This is a genomic window from Frankia sp. CpI1-P (assembly GCF_001421075.1).
Taxonomy (GTDB): Bacteria; Actinomycetota; Actinomycetes; order Frankiales; family Frankiaceae; genus Frankia; species Frankia torreyi.
The window spans coordinates 1-15,558 of sequence record NZ_LJJX01000025.1; the positions used below are offsets into that span (position 1 = coordinate 1).

The 15,558-nt window shown below is 74.5% G+C and carries 8 protein-coding genes and 10 pseudogenes; 8 read left to right on the top strand and 10 right to left on the bottom strand.

All coding sequences use genetic code 11. The features are described from left to right. The 4 genes and pseudogenes from FF86_RS17165 to FF86_RS66800 form a co-directional block, all read right to left on the bottom strand. Positions 1-196, bottom strand: a 196-nt coding sequence (locus FF86_RS17165) for a transposase (protein WP_199865752.1), incomplete at its 3' end; no start/stop codon positions are given. Between the two features lie 15 nt (positions 197-211). Then, positions 212-1,139 (bottom strand): annotated as a pseudogene (locus FF86_RS66795) (chorismate-binding protein); the annotation flags it as partial. 1 nt (position 1,140) lies between these two features. Continuing rightward, positions 1,141-1,755: pseudogene (locus tag FF86_RS50775) on the bottom strand (chorismate-binding protein); the annotation flags it as partial. 1 nt (position 1,756) lies between these two features. Next, positions 1,757-1,976: pseudogene (locus FF86_RS66800) on the bottom strand (chorismate-binding protein); the annotation flags it as partial. A 336-nt stretch (positions 1,977-2,312) separates the two neighbouring features. On the opposite strand from FF86_RS66800, the gene FF86_RS17175 reads away from it, so the two are divergent. From FF86_RS17175 to FF86_RS66810, 5 genes and pseudogenes are all read left to right on the top strand, one after another. Continuing rightward, positions 2,313-3,238, top strand: a 926-nt coding sequence (locus tag FF86_RS17175) for an LLM class flavin-dependent oxidoreductase (protein WP_255355828.1), incomplete at its 3' end; no start/stop codon positions are given. Between the two features lie 613 nt (positions 3,239-3,851). Beyond that, complete coding sequence (locus FF86_RS17180) at positions 3,852-4,580, top strand: bifunctional 2-polyprenyl-6-hydroxyphenol methylase/3-demethylubiquinol 3-O-methyltransferase UbiG (protein ID WP_044885757.1); 729 nt, start codon at positions 3,852-3,854, stop codon at positions 4,578-4,580. A 210-nt stretch (positions 4,581-4,790) separates the two neighbouring features. Continuing rightward, on the top strand, positions 4,791-5,324 hold the full coding sequence (locus FF86_RS17185; protein ID WP_052681141.1) for an Rrf2 family transcriptional regulator: 534 nt from the start codon (positions 4,791-4,793) through the stop codon (positions 5,322-5,324). A 23-nt stretch (positions 5,325-5,347) separates the two neighbouring features. Continuing rightward, on the top strand, positions 5,348-5,661 hold a 314-nt coding region (locus FF86_RS66805), incomplete at its 3' end, for an MFS transporter (RefSeq protein ID WP_396229927.1). A 1-nt stretch (position 5,662) separates the two neighbouring features. Further along, a pseudogene (locus tag FF86_RS66810) lies at positions 5,663-6,490 on the top strand (MFS transporter); the annotation flags it as partial. A 49-nt stretch (positions 6,491-6,539) separates the two neighbouring features. Here the strand turns inward: FF86_RS66810 and FF86_RS17195 are convergent. Both FF86_RS17195 and FF86_RS64175 read right to left on the bottom strand, forming a co-directional pair. Then, positions 6,540-6,857: RidA family protein (locus tag FF86_RS17195; RefSeq protein ID WP_242418935.1), on the bottom strand; the 318-nt coding region annotated here is incomplete at its 5' end. A gap of 1 nt (position 6,858) precedes the next feature. Continuing rightward, positions 6,859-6,917 (bottom strand): annotated as a pseudogene (locus FF86_RS64175) (RidA family protein); the annotation flags it as partial. A gap of 845 nt (positions 6,918-7,762) precedes the next feature. Here FF86_RS64175 and FF86_RS50780 point away from each other — a divergent pair. The 3 genes and pseudogenes from FF86_RS50780 to FF86_RS50790 all read left to right on the top strand — a co-directional run. Beyond that, positions 7,763-9,080: beta-ketoacyl synthase N-terminal-like domain-containing protein (locus FF86_RS50780; protein ID WP_396229920.1), on the top strand; the 1,318-nt coding region annotated here is incomplete at its 3' end. Between the two features lies 1 nt (position 9,081). Then, positions 9,082-10,118, top strand: a pseudogene (locus tag FF86_RS50785) (ketoacyl-synthetase C-terminal extension domain-containing protein); the annotation flags it as partial. Position 10,119: 1 nt separating this feature from the next. Then, positions 10,120-13,933: pseudogene (locus FF86_RS50790) on the top strand (type I polyketide synthase); the annotation flags it as partial. Positions 13,934-14,032: 99 nt separating this feature from the next. Here FF86_RS50790 and FF86_RS62645 read toward each other — a convergent pair. The 4 genes and pseudogenes from FF86_RS62645 to FF86_RS50805 all read right to left on the bottom strand — a co-directional run. Next, positions 14,033-14,140, bottom strand: a 108-nt coding sequence (locus FF86_RS62645) for a hypothetical protein (protein WP_255355830.1), incomplete at its 5' end; no start/stop codon positions are given. A 1-nt stretch (position 14,141) separates the two neighbouring features. After that, positions 14,142-14,431 (bottom strand): annotated as a pseudogene (locus FF86_RS50795) (glycerophosphodiester phosphodiesterase); the annotation flags it as partial. Between the two features lies 1 nt (position 14,432). Next, positions 14,433-14,608 (bottom strand): annotated as a pseudogene (locus FF86_RS50800) (glycerophosphodiester phosphodiesterase); the annotation flags it as partial. Between the two features lie 19 nt (positions 14,609-14,627). Then, positions 14,628-15,208 (bottom strand): annotated as a pseudogene (locus FF86_RS50805) (glycerophosphodiester phosphodiesterase family protein); the annotation flags it as partial. Positions 15,209-15,558 lie beyond the last annotated feature (350 nt).

Genomic DNA, 15,558 nt, shown 5'->3' on the forward strand with positions numbered 1-15,558 from the left:
CCCCGAGGGCGTACTTCCAGTCGATCGCGCGGACCGCCATCGCCGCGGCCTGCCGATCAGTCAGGTTCTCGGCGAACTGCAACACCGTGACCAGCGACAACACCGCCGGCGGCAGACCCGGCGCCCCACGGCGCCCGAACGCCCCGGTGAACGGCTCATCAACGAACACCTCGGCGAGACGATCCCGCAGCCGCATCGCCAACGTCCCCCNCGGGAACGCCGCCCGCGCGACCGCCACGGTCCGCGCCGGGATCTCCGGCAGCCCCTTCGGCTGCAACGACATGTCCCCCACCTCCCCCGGCCCGGGAGGCGACCCGGACCGCAGAGGAGATCATGCCGCACCCACGACACCCAGCCGAATTAAGCAGCAGAGTCTGCTGCCCTGCCGCCTGCTGCCACGGCCGGAGGGTGACCGCGAGGCCGAGCTCGCGCAGCAGGTGGGCGAGCATGCCGGTGAAACTGTCCTCGGCGTCGACGATCAGGGCGCTGCGGCCGGTCAGCGCGGGCACCGCGGCCGCCTCCGGCTCGCGCCGCCGGAGCCAGAAGGGGGCGAGGTGCGTGTTGCGGGCGGCGAGCGCCCCCGCTATCCGCGGATCTGCCGCAAGCGGTACGTGCGGACGGCCCGGCGCGGGCAGGCCGAGGCCTCGCCGCGAGTCGGGAGCACGGTCGGCCCGGGGCTCGTCGTCGCGCTCGGCGGACTCGCCGCTGGTGGCGTCGCCCTCGGCGGTGGAGGTGCCGGTGGGGAGGGTGCCGGCGGTGGAGGTGCCGGTGGGGAGGGGGCTGGTGGGCAGGGGGCCGGCCGGCGGGTGCAGGCCGAGGGCGGCGAGTACGCCGGCGGCCTTGGTGTAGGTCTCGGCGACCTCGCCGGCGGCGGTGGAGTGGCGGACCAGCGTCGCTCCGACGGGCACCCGCAGCCGACCGTCGGGGGTGATCTCGGCGGTGCGGATGAGGATCGGGGCGTCGAGCGTCTGGCGGCCGGCCTCGTCGCGTCCGAGCAGGGCGCACACCCCGCCGTAGTAGCGCCGTCCCCGGCGTTCGTGGCGGGCGATGACCCGCAGGGCGTTGTCCAGCGGGCTGCCGGTGACGGTCGGGGCGAACATCGTCTCGCGCAGCACGTCGCGCACGTCGGCGTCACCGCGNCCGGCGAGCAGATACTCGGTGTGCACGAGGTGGGCCATCTGCTTGAGCTGCGGACCGATGACCTCGCCGCCGCGGTCGGCGACCCGGGCCATCATCTTCAGTTCCTCGTCGAGCACCATGTACAGCTCGTCGATCTCCTTGGGATCGGCGAGGAACCGCAGTAGCGCCGCGGGGTCCGGGCCGGTGGCGGGCAGTCGGTGGGTGCCGCTGATCGGGTTCATCATGATGAGCCCGTCGTCGACGCTGACATGCCGCTCCGGTGTGGCCCCGACCAGCGTCCGGGTCCCGGTGTGGACGAGGAACGTCCAGTAGGCGCCGCGCTCGCCGAGCAGCAGCCGGCGTAGCGCGGCGAGCCCGGCGACCAGCGGCGGGGTGTCGAGGCTGGCGGTGTAGACGCGGTGGATGACGAAGTTCGCGCCCTCGCCGCGGCCGATCTCCTCCCGCAGCACCGTGGAGACGGTCTCGGCGTACCGCTCGTCGCTGAGGTCGAAGTGCCCGCCGGTGGCGGTGACGGCACGGTCGGGCAACGCGGCGAGGGCCGTCTTGAGCGGGACTCGAACGTGTTCGTCGACGCGCAGGCATTCCAGCGGCATCGCGTCGTCGATGCAGGTCAGGNCGCGTTCGGTGAGCTGGCGGTAGGGCACGAGGGCGAGCGTGCGCGGCCCGGCGGGACCTGCGGTGGGCAGGGGGAGGTCGGCGAGCCGGTCGACGACGTCGAGTTCGCCGCGCAGCACGTCGAGATGATCGGCGCCCTCGCGGCGCAGCAGCGCGAACGGGCCGGGTTCGCCGCCGGCGGTGGCGGTGGCGGTGTCGAGCAGGGAACGGAGCAGATCCATGATTTTTTCCTCGTGGGGTCGGGCGGGCCGCCGGGGTCGACGGCCGTCCCTCGCCGTGCCGAGGTGACGATGGCGGCCGCCGGGGTGGGCGGCCGCGTGCGTGTGGATTACGCGCGCTGGGTGTGGACCGCCGATGTGGCGGCCCACCAGAGACTCCGGCGCGCAGGCATGCGGTCACTCTAGCGCACGGCCGGTCGCGGTGAGCGTGCGTCCGTGGTCCCCGGTTGCCTCGCGGGCCCGCCGGCTTCGCGGCAGGCCGACGTCCGCCACTCGCCCGGGCAGCGTTCCCGCAGCGTGGATGTGGCGTTCGGGCGAAAACCAACCTGACCGATCGGTATGCTGACGGCCGTGAAGTTCGTCGTGCTTTCGCTGATCATCAATGCTCCGGACCCGCACACGGGCGTGACGATGAGTCAACACGACAAGCTCGCCAGCATCCTGGACCAGGCGGCCCTGGTCGAGCAGCTCGGCTACGACGCCTACCAGATCGGCGAGCGGCACGGCGCACCGTTCCTGTGCTCGTCGCCGGCGGTGCTGCTGACCGCGGTCGCCGCCCGCACCAGCCGGGTCCGCCTGCTCACCGGGGTCACCGTGCTGAGCATTCACGACCCCGTCCGGGTGGCCGAGGAGTACGCGCTGCTCGACCACATCAGCGGCGGCCGGCTCGACCTCGTCATCGCGAAGGGCAACCACGCGCCCCACTACGCGACCTTCGGGCTCGACCCGGCCGAGCAGTGGGACGTGCTCGCCGAGAAGTACGAGCTGCTGCGCCGGCTGTGGTCGGAGGAGAACGTGACCTGGTCCGGGCGCTACCGGGAGCCGCTGGTCGACCTGACGACGCAGCCGCGCCCCTACCAGCCGACGATCCGGGTCTGGCACGGCAGCGCGACGAGCCGGCATTCGACGGAGCTGGCCGCGAAGCACGGCGACCCGCTGTACTCGGCCAACGGGTTCTTCAAGGTGGCCCAGTACAAGGACCTCATCGACCACTACCGCCAGCGCTGGGCCGAGCATGGTCACCCGGGCGAGCCCCTGGTCGGCAGCGGCTTCCCGGCCCTGCTCATCCGCAAGACCTCGCAGGAGGCCCTCGAGGCGTACCGGCCGTTCTGGAACGCCCAGCGCGCCACCCCCGCCGCCAAGCACAACAACTCGCCGTTCTGGGAGCTGGAGGAGTTCATCGAGCAGGGCTCGGCCCTCGTCGGCAGCCCGCAGCAGGTCCTCGACAAGATCCACCGGTTCACCGAGCTGTACGGTCAGCAGCTNACCGGCATCGGCGTCGACTCCCTGCCGCTCGCCTGGCAGCGCGAACAGCTCGAATGGTTCGCCGCCGACATCGCCCCCGAGCTGCGCCGCGCCTACCCCGACACGCTGTGGGAGGCCTCGCCGGCCATCGACCCCGCCGCCCCGGCCGCGTCGCCGGCCTGACACCGCCCCCACCTTCGCAGCACCGCTCGGAGCGATCGCGGGACCGAAGCCGGAAGCGGGGCCGGGCGGACGTCGGGGAGTGGCGCGGTTCCGCGGAATCCGCATGACCGTGATCATCGGAATGGGGCGCGGCCGTGTGCGTCCGCCATGGTCGCAAGGGGTCCGTGTCGGTCACTCCGCGGCCCCGGCGACTATTTCCGGTCAACGCCCCGTCCTACGCATGTGCATCGCCGCCGGACCGCTGCAGGATCGCCTTCTGTCGGGATCGGGGGAATCGGGATCGGGGGAAGACAACGAGCCCGCGCTCATCTGGCCGCTTCTCCCGGGGACAGCCGCTCGTATTCGTGCCATCCCGCTGGCGTAGGCGGAGCCGAATATCGGTTTGAGTGGATAGGGGCAAGTAGTCGAATGCCCTCCNCCGGGGTGCTTGACGGTGGGTATGGTCCCTGGATGCCAGATCCGATCTTTGCCCACCCTCTCCTTGCGCGTGTCTACGACTCCTTCGATGGAGACCGCGACGACCTGGCCGCCTACCTCGCGACCGCCGCCGAGTTGACCGCGAGTCTTGTGCTCGATGTCGGGTGCGGCACCGGTTCCCTGGCGGTCCTGCTCGCGGGAAGCGGCTGTACGGTCGTGGGCGTCGACCCGGCCGAGGAGTCGCTCAGGATCGCGAGGTCGAAGGACCGGGCGGGCAGGGTCCGCTGGATCCAGGGCGATGCCGCGGCACTGCCGGCGCTCGACGCGGACCTGGCGACGATGACCGGGAACGTGGCCCAGGTCTTTCTTACCGACGACGACTGGAGCCGGGCCCTGCAGGGCATCCACACCGCCCTTCGCCCCCACGGCCATCTCGTCTTCGAGACCAGGCGCCCCGAACGTCACGTCTGGGAGGAATGGGTGGTGGACGTCGATCCGGTCACGCTTGACATTGCGGACATCGGCCTGGTGGAACGACGTCTGGAGGTCACCGACGTCAGCCTTCCGTTCGTCTCCTTCCGATACACCTACCGCTTCCTGACCGACGGCGTGGTCGTCACCTCGGACTCGACCCTGCGGTTCCGCAGCCGGGGCGAGGTCGAGTCGAGCCTGGTCGCCCACGGCTACCGAGTCCTCGACGTGCGGGAGGCACCGGACCGCCCGGGGCGTGAGTTCGTGTTCGTCGCCGAACGCGCGGCCTGAAACGGCCAGTGTCCGTCACCGCATACCGGCGGACCGACAGACCCGACGTCCGGCGGTGCGCAGGGCGGGGTGAGGTGGCTCAGGTCGGCCGGCTGCCGTCCCGGGCGCGGCATCAGGTTGTGTGGTCGACCACCNCCTCGTGCATCCCCGCGTCGGGGCTACGCCGGAGGTCGGCGCCATGCAGTATTCCGGTTATGTACTATCCGGGATATGCGGATTACCCAGGGAGTCGAGTGGGCGCTGCACTGCTGTCACGCGCTCGCGGAGGCTCCTGGCGGCGTGGCGCTGACGGTGCAGCAGCTCGCCGAGTTGCACGCCGGTAACCCGGCCTACCTGGCCAAGCATCTGCAGGCGCTGTCGAGGGCCGGGATCGTTCTGTCGGTGCTTGGCCCGCGTGGGGGATACCGGCTTGGTCGCCCACCCGACCAGATCCGGCTGCTCGACGTGGTGGAGGCGATCGAGGGCCAGGGGCCCGTGTTTCTGTGCACGGAGATCCGCCAGCGCGGGCCTGCGGCGCTGGCGCCGGCGAGCTATCGGATGCCCTGCGCGATCGCGGCGGCGGTGGGCGCGGCCGAACAGGCGTGGCGGCGCGAGCTCGCCTCGACCACCGTGGCGGACATCGTCGCGGAGTCCCGCCGCCGGGCACCGGAGGCGATCGCCGCCACGGCCCGCTGGCTGGAACAGTCCGCGCAGAACAGGGGCCGAAGGTCGTCCGGAGGTGATGCCGGAGCGACCGGACCGTGAACGCGCGCACCTCGCCGGGGTGGGTGGCGCTGCTGACCGGATGGCTGGCGCTGTTCGTCATCGGCACCGACCTGTTCGTCGTCTCGCCCCTGCTGCCGGTGTGGCGGGCCCGGTTCGACGTCTCGCTGCGCACCGCCGGCCTGAGCGTGACCGTGTTCGCCGTCGCCTACGTGCTGGCGGCGCCCGCCTGGGGGCGCCGGGCCGCGTCGGCGTCGCCGCAGAACGTTCTTACCCTCGCGCTCGTCGGCTTCTGCGCGTTCAACCTGCTGACGGCGTTCGCCCCGGACTTCGGGGTGCTGCTGGCGGCCCGGGGCGGCGCGGGCCTGTTCGTCTCCGGNGCCACGGCGACGGTGTTCACCCTCGTCGGCCTGAGCGCGCCCGGCGACCGGCGGGCGTCCTGGCTCGGGATCGCCACCTCTGGGCTGCTGTCCGCACTGTGGGCTGGCGCCCCGTTGGGCAGTCTCCTCGCCCGGCACACGAGCTGGCGGGCCGTCTTCGTCGGGCTGTCCGTGCTGGCGCTGGGCATCATGGCGGCCAGTCGGCGCGTGTGGCCGGCGGGCGGCGCGGCCGGCGCGGGCGGATCGTCGTCGATGAGCCCGCTTGACCGCTGCCGGGCGGTCGCCCCCACCGCCTGCTGGGGCGCGGCCGTCTACGGCCTCTACACCTACCTGGCCGCCGGCCTGGACGATCGGTCCCGCTGGTCCACCGCGTGGGTGAACGCCCTGCTGGTGGCCTACGGGCTCAGCGCGGTCGCGGCGACCTTCCTCGGCGGGCGGATCGCCGACCGGCGCGGCGCCCACCACACCACGTGGGTGGCGTTGGGCCTGCTCGGCGCCGCCGAGGTCGTCTTCGCCGTGAGCCTGCGCGGCGCGGTGCCGCTCGGCTGCCTGGCCATCGCGCTGGTCGCGCTGGCCGCCTACACCGCCTTTCCCGCCAAGCAGGCTGAGCTCATCGCCCGCCATCCGGACGACCAGGCGCGGCTGATGGCCTGGAACCAGAGCGCCATGTACCTGGGGATCACCGTCGGTTCGCTGGCCGGCGGGCGGATCGCCGACGGCCACTTCACCGAGCTGCCACTGGCCTGCGCGGCCATCGCCCTCGTCGGCGCCGCCGTGCAGCTCTCGGCGCCGTCCCGCCCGGCGCCACCACCCAGGCCGCCCGCCTGAAGGCTCACCCGCCTGCGGCGCGTCGGCGGCCGGCGGAGTCGCGCAGTGGTCAGCCGAGGGCCGCGGTGGCCTCGATCTCGACCAGGGCCTCCGGGCGGCCGAGGCCGGCGACCCGCACGACCGTGACAGCCGTGGGATGGGCGCCCCACACCGCGCCGGTCGCCGCGTACGCCTCGGCGGGGTCGACGTCCGCGGCGAGGTAGACGTTCAACCGGGCGACGTGCTCGGGCCCCGCGCCGGCGGCGGCGAGCAGCGTGAGGACGTTGCGCAGCGCCTGGGCGGTCTGCTCGGCGATCCCGCCGGTGATGACGCCGTCGCGATCGGTCCCGTTCTGGCCGCCGATGTAGAGGGTCCGGCCGGCCTCGGCNACCGTCGCCTGCGAGTAGGCGGGCGAGGAGTGCAGCTCGGGCGGGTTGAGGTGGGTGATGNTGCCCATGGTCTCGCTCCTTGGTCGGGGACGCCTTGTCCTGTGGGGACGCCTTGTCCTGTGGGGACGTCGTGTCCTGTGAGGACGTCGGGTCGTGCGGGGACGTCGTGGTTGTCACGGGCGGGGGAGCCGATTCCGGCCGCGCGGTGTGGAGCACGTTACGGGGGGAGGGGGCCGGATCGGGCCGGCAGAGGTGCCCTCGTCGAGGGCTCCTTCGGGCAGGCCTCTCCGGACCGGGCTGCCCGGCTGGACACAACGGCGGCCCCGGTGGGAAGCCCGGCGCTGCCGGCCGGTGGGTCCAGCGGCCCCTGCGGCCAGGTCGGNGGCCTGGGTGCGGGGGCGGTGCTGGGCGTCCCCCGCGACAGGCGGTCGGGCGTGAGCGTGCAGACATCCCGCGCCCGGCCACCTGCCGCCACCTGCGCGGATGGCGGGCCGGCTCAGACCGGCATGGCCCGATCGCGCCAGGGTCATTTGTCGTAGTTCGACAGCATCAGGCACGATTCCACCATGCGTTCAAGGTGATCAACTCGCGGGCACCGGCACCTGAGTCGTCCGACCGGAACAACGCGTCGTCGCCTTTCGAACGGAGGCGAACGGCAGCCCGGTCCGGCCTCCCGCCGGTCGCCCGTGTCGGCGTCCGCGTGGCCGCGCGGACGCACCGGATTGGCCCGGGTCCACCGGGACGCAGTCTCCATCTCTGTGCTGCACACCGGCGGCTGGCGCGTCGCCTCTGCGCGGGCACGGACCTTGTCCGTGCCCGTCGCGCCTGCGCGCCGGTTGTCCGCTGGCCACGTGCGGGCGCAGGCAACCGTCGCCGACAGATCGTTGCCCTGTTCCTGAGCAAGGTGGGAGTTCGCATGCGCGATTTGCGCCAGACCCTCGGACGATCCCCGCGCGCGGCGGGCGAGTCGTACGAGGCGTGGCGGGCCCGGCTGGCCGGCCGGTCGGCGGACGCCCAGCACGAGCTGCTGGGAGACCTGATCGCGGCCCAGATCGCCGCGGTGGCCGGCCCGGGCGCTGGCGTTGTGGACCGGGGGGCGCCGTGGCGCGCCCTCGGGGTCTACCGCCACATCGCCGAGCGGCTGCGGGCGGCGCTCGCCGAGCAGACGGGGCTGCGCCTGTCCGCCACCCTGTTCTTCGACCGGCCGACGCCGCAGGCCCTCGCCGACCACCTGCGCCGCGAACTGCTCGGGATCGGCGACGAGATCACCGCCGTGAGCCCGACGGCAGGACCGACGGCGGGACCGGCGGCGGGTGGGGCTGCGGCGGGCGGCGGGGACCGGCCGGCGGACGACCCGATCGTCATCGTCGGCATGGGCTGCCGGCTGGCCGGCGGCGTCGACTCGCCGGAGGCGCTGTGGGAGCTGGTGCACGCCGGGCGTGACGTCGTCGCCGGCCTGCCCGACGACCGAGGCTGGGACCTGGCCGGGCTCTACGACCCGGACCCCGACCATCCCGGCACCGCCTACACCCGCCACGGCGGGTTCCTGACCGGCATCGACCAGTTCGACCCGGCGTTCTTCGGGATCGGCCCGCGGGAGGCCGCCGCCCTCGACCCGCAGCAGCGGTTGATGCTGGAGGTCTCCTGGGAGGCGCTGGAGCGGGCCGGCATCGACCCCCGGTCCCTGCGCGGCAGCCGCACCGGCGTGTTCACCGGGGTCTCGCTGCAGGACTACGGGCCCGCCTGGCACACCGCGCCGCAGGACGCGCAGGGGCAACTCCTCACCGGCAACGCCTCCGGGGTGATCGCCGGACGGGTCGCCTACACCTTCGGCCTGGAGGGGCCGGCGCTGTGCGTGGACACCCAGTGCTCCGCCTCGCTGGTCGCGACCCATCTCGCCAGCCAGTCGCTGCGCGCGGGGGAGTGCGACCTGGCGCTCGTCGGCGGGGTGACGGTCATGTCGACGCCGGGGATCCTGGTGGAGTTCAGCCGCAAGCGCGGGCTGGCGCCGGACGGGCGGTGCAAGGCGTTCTCCGCCGACGCCGACGGCACCGGCTGGGCGGACGGCGCGGGCGTGCTGCTGCTGGAACGGCTCTCCGACGCCCGCCGCCGCGGCCACCGGGTGCACGCGGTGCTGCGCGCTACCGCGATCAACTCCGACGGCGCCAGCAACGGGATGACGGCCCCCAACGGCCTGTCCCAGCAGCGGCTCATCCGCCAGGNGCTGGCCAACGCCGGCCTGCGGACCGCCGACGTCGACGCGGTCGAGGCGCACGGCACCGGCACCACGCTCGGCGATCCGATCGAGGCCCAGGCCGTCCTCGCGACCTACGGCCAGGACCGGCCGGCCGGTCGGCCGCTGTACCTGGGCTCGCTGAAGTCCAACATCGGTCACGCCCAGGCCGCGGCCGGGGTCTGCGGCGTCATCAAGATGGTCCAGGCGCTGCGGCACGAGGTGCTGCCGCGCACCCTGCACGTGCGCGAACCGTCGCCGCACGTCGACTGGTCGGCCGGCGACGTCGAGCTGCTCACCGACAACGTCGCCTGGCGGCGCCGCGAGGGCCGCCCGCGCCGGGCCGGCGTGTCGGCGTTCGGGGTGAGCGGCACCAACGCCCACATCATCATCGAGGAGGCCCCGGCCGAGCCGCGCCCACCCGCGCCGCGCAGCGGCACCGCCGACCACCCCGGCACCATCCTGCCGCCTGCCGCTGCCCCGTCGCCTGTCGCGCCGACGGCGCAGGACGGGGCACAGGCCGGCGCGCCGGTGCCGATCGTGTTGTCCGGCCGGACGCCGGCGGCGCTGCGCGCCCAGGCCGAGCAGCTCGCCGCGTACCTGGAACGCCACCCGGATCTCGATCCGGTCGACGTCGCCCACACCCTCGCCGGCCGGACCCGCTTCGAGCACCGGGCCGTGGCGCTGGCCGGCCGGCGCCGGGGCGGCGACGGCATCCGGCGCCTCGCGGGCACCCTGTCCGCGTTCGCCGCGGGCCGACCGGCGGCCGGGGTCGTCCTCGGCGCGGTCGCTTCGGCCGCGCCGAGCCGCACCGCGCTGCTGTTCACCGGGCAGGGCAGCCAGCGTAACGGGATGGGCCGGGACCTCTACGACGCCTTCCCCGCCTTCGCCGACGGCCTCGACGAGATCTGCGAACGATTCGCCGACCATCTCGCCCGGCCGCTGCAGGAGGTGATGTTCGCGGCCCCCGGCACGTCCGAGGCGGCCCTGCTGCACCGCACCGAGTACACCCAGCCGGCGCTGTTCGNCTTCGGCGCGGCGCTCTATCGGCTGATCACCTCCTGGGGGGTGACCCCGGCGCTGCTCGCCGGCCATTCCATCGGCGAGCTGACCGCCGCGCACGTCGCCGGCGTGTGGTCGCTGGACGACGCGGTGGCGCTGGTCGCCGCCCGCGGCCGGCTCATGCAGTCCTGCCCTCCCGGCGGCGCGATGATCGCGATCCGGGCGGGCGCCGACGAGGTCGCCGCGTCGCTGACCGGGTACGAGGGGCGGGTGGAGATCGCCGCCGTCAACGGTCCCGAGGCGACGGTGATCGCCGGGGACGCCGCCGTCGCCGAGTGGATCGCCGCGGCCTGGGCGGCCCGCGGCCATGCGACGAGGCGGCTCACCGTCAGCCACGCCTTCCACTCCCCGCACATGGCGGGCATGCTCGCCGAGTTCCGGGCCGTCGCCGAGCAGGTCACCCACCACCGGCCGGCGATCCCGATCGTGTCCACCCTCACCGGCGAGCCGGCCGGCGCGGAGCTGTGCACCCCCGACTACTGGGCCCGACACGCGCGCGGCGCGGTGCGCTTCCTCGACGCCGCCCGCCGCCTGCACGCCGAGGGCGCCACCGCGTTCTGCGAGCTCGGCCCCGACGCGGTGCTCACCGCGTTGCTGCCCGGCTGCCTGCCGGCGGACGCCGCGGCGCCGATCGCGGTCGCGTCGACCCGCGCCGGACGCCCGGAGGCCGCCACCCTGCTCACCGCCCTCGCCGGCCTCGACACCCGTGGTGTCGACGTGGACTGGCGGGCCGTCATCGGCCGCGCCGGCACCGTCGTCGACCTGCCCACCTACCCGTTCCAGCGCCGGCGCTACTGGCTCGCGGGCACCGCTGCCGTCATCCCCGCCCCCCGCCAGGCCGACGCCGCCCCGGCCAGCTCGCCGCTCGCCGCCGCCCAGTCCGTCCCCGCCCAGTCCGTCCCCGCCCAGTCCGGCGCCGCCGTGTCGGCGGGTGGGGCGCAGGCCGGGGCGGCGGACGAGGCCAGCGATCCCGGCACCTGGCGTTACCGCACCGGCTGGCAGCCGCTGGCCGACGCGGACGTCACCGCGGCGATCGCCGCGCAGGCCAGCGCCATCGCGCCGTTGGACGGCCGCTGGCCCGTGCTTGTCCCGCCGACCGGGGTGGACGAGGATCTGCTCGCCCGCGTCACCTGGATGATCGAGCGTCTCGGCGGCACGCCGCTGGTGGTGCCGCTCGCCCGCGCCGACCGGGGCGCGATCGCCGCACGGCTGGTCGAGGCGGGGTTCGGCGGCGCACAGCCGCCTGCCGCCAGCGCGCCGGTCGGCGACGGGGTCGGCGGCATCGTCTCCCTGCTTGCCCTCGACGGCACCCCCCACCAGGACCATCCGCACCTGACCACCGGGCTCGCCCTCACCGTCACCGTCGTCCAGGCGCTGGGCGATCTGCGGGTGGGCGCGCCGCTGTGGGCCGTCACCCGCGGGGCGGTCACGACGGGCGTGGAGGATCCGGTCACTCAGCCGGAGCAGGCGATGATCTGGGGTCTCGGCCGCTCGCTGGCGCTGGAGACGCCGCGGGTCTGGGGTGGCCTCATCGACCTGCCCACCAGCCTCGACGACCAGACGCTGCTGTGGTTCGGCACCGCACTGACCGCCCCCGGCGGCGAGGATCAGTTTGCCCCCCGCCCGCAGGGCCTGCGGGTGCCCCGTCTGCTGCGCCTCCCCGAGGGCCCCCCCGAGGGCATCGCCGAGACGAATCCCGCGTCGGCGCGGACCGAGGCGCGGGCGGGTGCCTGGCGACCCGACGGAACCGTACTGATCACCGGCGGCACCGGCGCCCTCGGCGCGCAGACCGCCCGCCGCCTGGCCCGCGACGGCGCCCGCCGCGTCGTGCTGGCCAGCCGGCGCGGACCTGACAGCCCCGGCGCCCGGGCGCTGCTCGACGAGCTTGCCGCGCTGGGCACCCATGCCACGATCGACGCCTGCGACGTCGCCGACTCCGACCGGCTCGCCGCGCTGCTGCGCCAGCTGGCCGACGCAGGCGAACCGGTCACCGCCGTCGTGCACGCCGCCGGCACCGCCGGCCCGACGATGCCGCTGGTACGGCTGACACTGGCCGAGTTCGCGGACGTCGTCGCCGGGAAGGTCGCCGGCGCCGGCGCGCTCGACCGTCTGCTCGACGGCCCGGACGGGGCGAAGGTGGCGGCGTTCGTGCTGTTCTCGTCGATCTCGGGGGTCTGGGGCAGCGGCAACCAGGCCGCCTACAGCGCCGGCAACGCCTACCTCGACGCCCTCGCCGCCCGCCGCCGCGCCGAGGGCCGGCCGGCCACCGCGGTGGCCTTCGGCCCGTGGGCCGACGCCGGCCTCGGCGCCGAACCGGCGCTGCGCGACTACCTGACCCGCCGTGGCCTGCGTCCGCTGCCTGCCGAACCGGCCGTCACCGCGCTCACCCGGGCCGTCGCCGCGGGCGAGACGGCGATGACCGTCGTCGACGTCGCCTGGGAGACGTTCCTGCCGTCCATCACCGCGGCCCGGCCCAGCCGTTTCTTCGAGGAACTGCCCGTCGCGGCCCCGCCCGCGGGACCACCCGGGGAGCCGGCACTGTCGGCGCGGGTCGGCCAGGCTGTTCCGACCGTCCTCGGCCTGCGGCCACCGCGGCGCGCCCGGGCGCTGGCCGAACTGGTCCAGGCCGAGGCCGCGGCCATCCTCGGCTACGACACTCCCGAGGAGCTCGACCCGACCCGCCGCTTCCTCGAACTCGGCTTCGACTCACTCGCCTCCGTCGAACTCAGCCGCCGACTGGCCGCGGCGTCCGGCCTGACTCTGGCCACCCAGGTCGTGTTCGAGCATCCGACGGTCACCGAGCTCGCCGCCCACCTCGACACCCTCGCCGCCCAGGTGACCGCCGCCCCCCACCCGGCCGACGCCGCCTCGGGCGCCACCCCGGGCGCCACCGCAGCAGCGTCGGGCACGGCCACGACGGGTGGCGCGGCCGAGGTCGGGGTTCGCGGGCTGTACCGGCAGGCCTGCGCGCAGGGCAAGTTCGCCGCCGGCGTCGGCGTGCTGCGCGCCGCCGCCCGGCTGCGCCCGGTGTTCGACACGGCCGCCGCCTTCGGCCCGCCCGCGCGGCCGGTGCGCCTGGCCACCGGCCCGGCACCCGTCGCGCTGGTGTGCCTGCCGTCGATGGTGGCCCCGTCCGGGCCGCACAACTTCGCCCGGATCGCCCTGCACCTGCACGGCCTGCGCGACGTCTTCGCGTTGCCGCACCCGGGGTTCGGCGACGGCGAGCTGCTGCCGGCGAACGCCGAGCTCGTCGTCGAGATGCACGCCGACACCGTCGCGCGTGCCTTCCCCATCACGCCCGTCGTCCTCGCCGGGTACTCCTCCGGCGGCTGGTTGGCGCACGCGATCGCCTCCGCTCTGGAGGAGCGGGGGGTGCGCCCCGCGGCGGTGGCACTGCTCGACACGTGGCTGCCCACCGACCGCATCCCGGAGGAGGACATCCACGAGGAGCTGCGCGGCATCGCCGTCAACGACCAGGCGTTCGCGCTGATGACCGAGGCGCAGATCACCGCGCAGGGTGCCTACCTCGACCTGTTCGAGAACTGGCGGCCGCGCGGCGTCGCCGCCCCGGTCATGCTCCTGCGCGCGGCCGAGCGGATGCCCCGGCGCACCGTCGCCGAGGACGTCACCGGGCACGGCCAGGCGTGGACGACCGACTGGTCGATGGACCACGACTCCTTCGACGTGGCCGGCGACCACCAGTCGATGATGAACGAGCACGCCGCGTCGACCGCCCGGGACCTGCACCGCTGGCTGGAGCGGCTGGAAGGGGTGAGATAGCCGGGCGGCGGCCCCGCACCACGCGGCGGCGGCTGGTCCGCCGTGCGGTGCGGCGCGGGGACGGCCCTGTCCCCGCGCCGCACCGCTGAGCGGCGGCTCTCAGGTCGCCGAGCGCGGGCTCGGCTGGGTGGCGGCGATCGACTGGCCGGCGGCGACCGCCCGGGCGAGGACGCCGATGTCGGCCTGATCGGTGAACAGCCCGTCGATNCCGGCCTTGAGGTAGGCGACCTGCTCGTCGATGGCCCGGCCGAAGTCGTTCGCCGAGGTGCCGCGGCGGTAGTCCGCCGGCAGGAACGTGTTCTCCGCGCGGAAGGTGTAGGGGTGCAGGACGAGCCCGGCGGCATGCGCGTCGGCGACCAGCGAGGTCGGCCGCCCCAGCGTCCCGTCGGCGGCCTTGGGGATGACCTGAAGCTTGTCGGGGCCGATGGCGTTGGCGTAAGCGGCGATGGCGCGCAGGCCGGCCGGCGTCACGAGGTCGGCGTAGGTCCGCTTGTCCCCNGCGGCGACGAGGTCGAACGGCGCCCCCTCGGCCGACAGCAGCTGCACCACCGAGGTGCGCAGCCCCAGCTTGCGCAGCTGGGCGAGGTTCGTCGTCTCGAAGGACTGGACGAACACCGCCGCGTCGCGCCGGTTCAGGCCATAGCGGTTCAGCGTGTCGACGAGGCGCTGCTCCAGNGGCAGCCCGGCCTTGGCNAAGTAGGTCGGGTGCTTGGTCTCCGGGTAGACGCCGATCTCGCGGCCGAGTTCCTTCGACAACCGGGCCCGCAGGTCGAGGACCTCGGTGAACGTGGGGACCTCGAACAGTCCGTCGTAGAGGGTGTTCTCCTGGCGCACCTCGGGCAGCCGCTCCTTGGCGCGTAGCGTCTTCAGCTCGGCCAGGGTGAAGTCCTCGGTGAACCAGCCGGTGGTCGCGACGCCGTCGAGCGACGCCGTCTTCTTCCGGCCGGCGAACTCGGGGTGGTCGGCGACGTTCGTCGTCCCGCCGATCTCCGGTTCGTGCCGGCAGACGAGGACGCCGTCCTTCGTGGGCACCAGGTCGGGCTCCACGAAGTCCGCACCCAACCGTGCGGCCAGCTCGTAGGAGGCCAGGGTGTGCTCGGGGCGGTAGCCGGAGGCGCCGCGGTGACCGATGACCAGCGTCGAGCGGCGGCGCTCGCCGCCGGCGGTGGGCGCAGCGGCGGCCAGCGCGGGCCCGGCCGCCGCCACCGAGGCGGCGAGCGGGGCGGCGGCGAGTGGTGTGGCGACGATCCCCGCAAGCACGCGGCGGCGGTCCACGGATCCTCCAGCGTGCCCGGGTGGCGACCCTCGCCCCTGGCGGCGCTCACCCAGCGAAGCGAGGACAGATTTCGGCACGGAGGATCGGGCCTTGCCCGCGGGGGTCGCCCAGCCGTCGAGTCGGTGAACATCCCCGCGGGACGCCGACGGGAAAGGCGGGTCCGGCGATTGGATAAACCAATGGCGACGGTGGGCCCGGCGCCGTCGTGGTTAGCGTTGGGCCCGTCCTGGAGCAAATGCTCCGGTGTGGATGCGTCGAACAGCGACGTGACCGGGAGGGAGACCGCGCATGGCGAGCGTCGATCCTGCTGCCTGCCCCGCCGGTGCTGCCCGTCCCGCCGGTGCCGACG

Coding starts and splice junctions, on each gene's coding strand:
- FF86_RS17180 (WP_044885757.1), top strand. CDS start 3,852: ATGCCAGATCCGATCTTTGCCCACCCTCTCCTTGCGCGTGTCTACGAC.
- FF86_RS17185 (WP_052681141.1), top strand. CDS start 4,791: ATGCGGATTACCCAGGGAGTCGAGTGGGCGCTGCACTGCTGTCACGCG.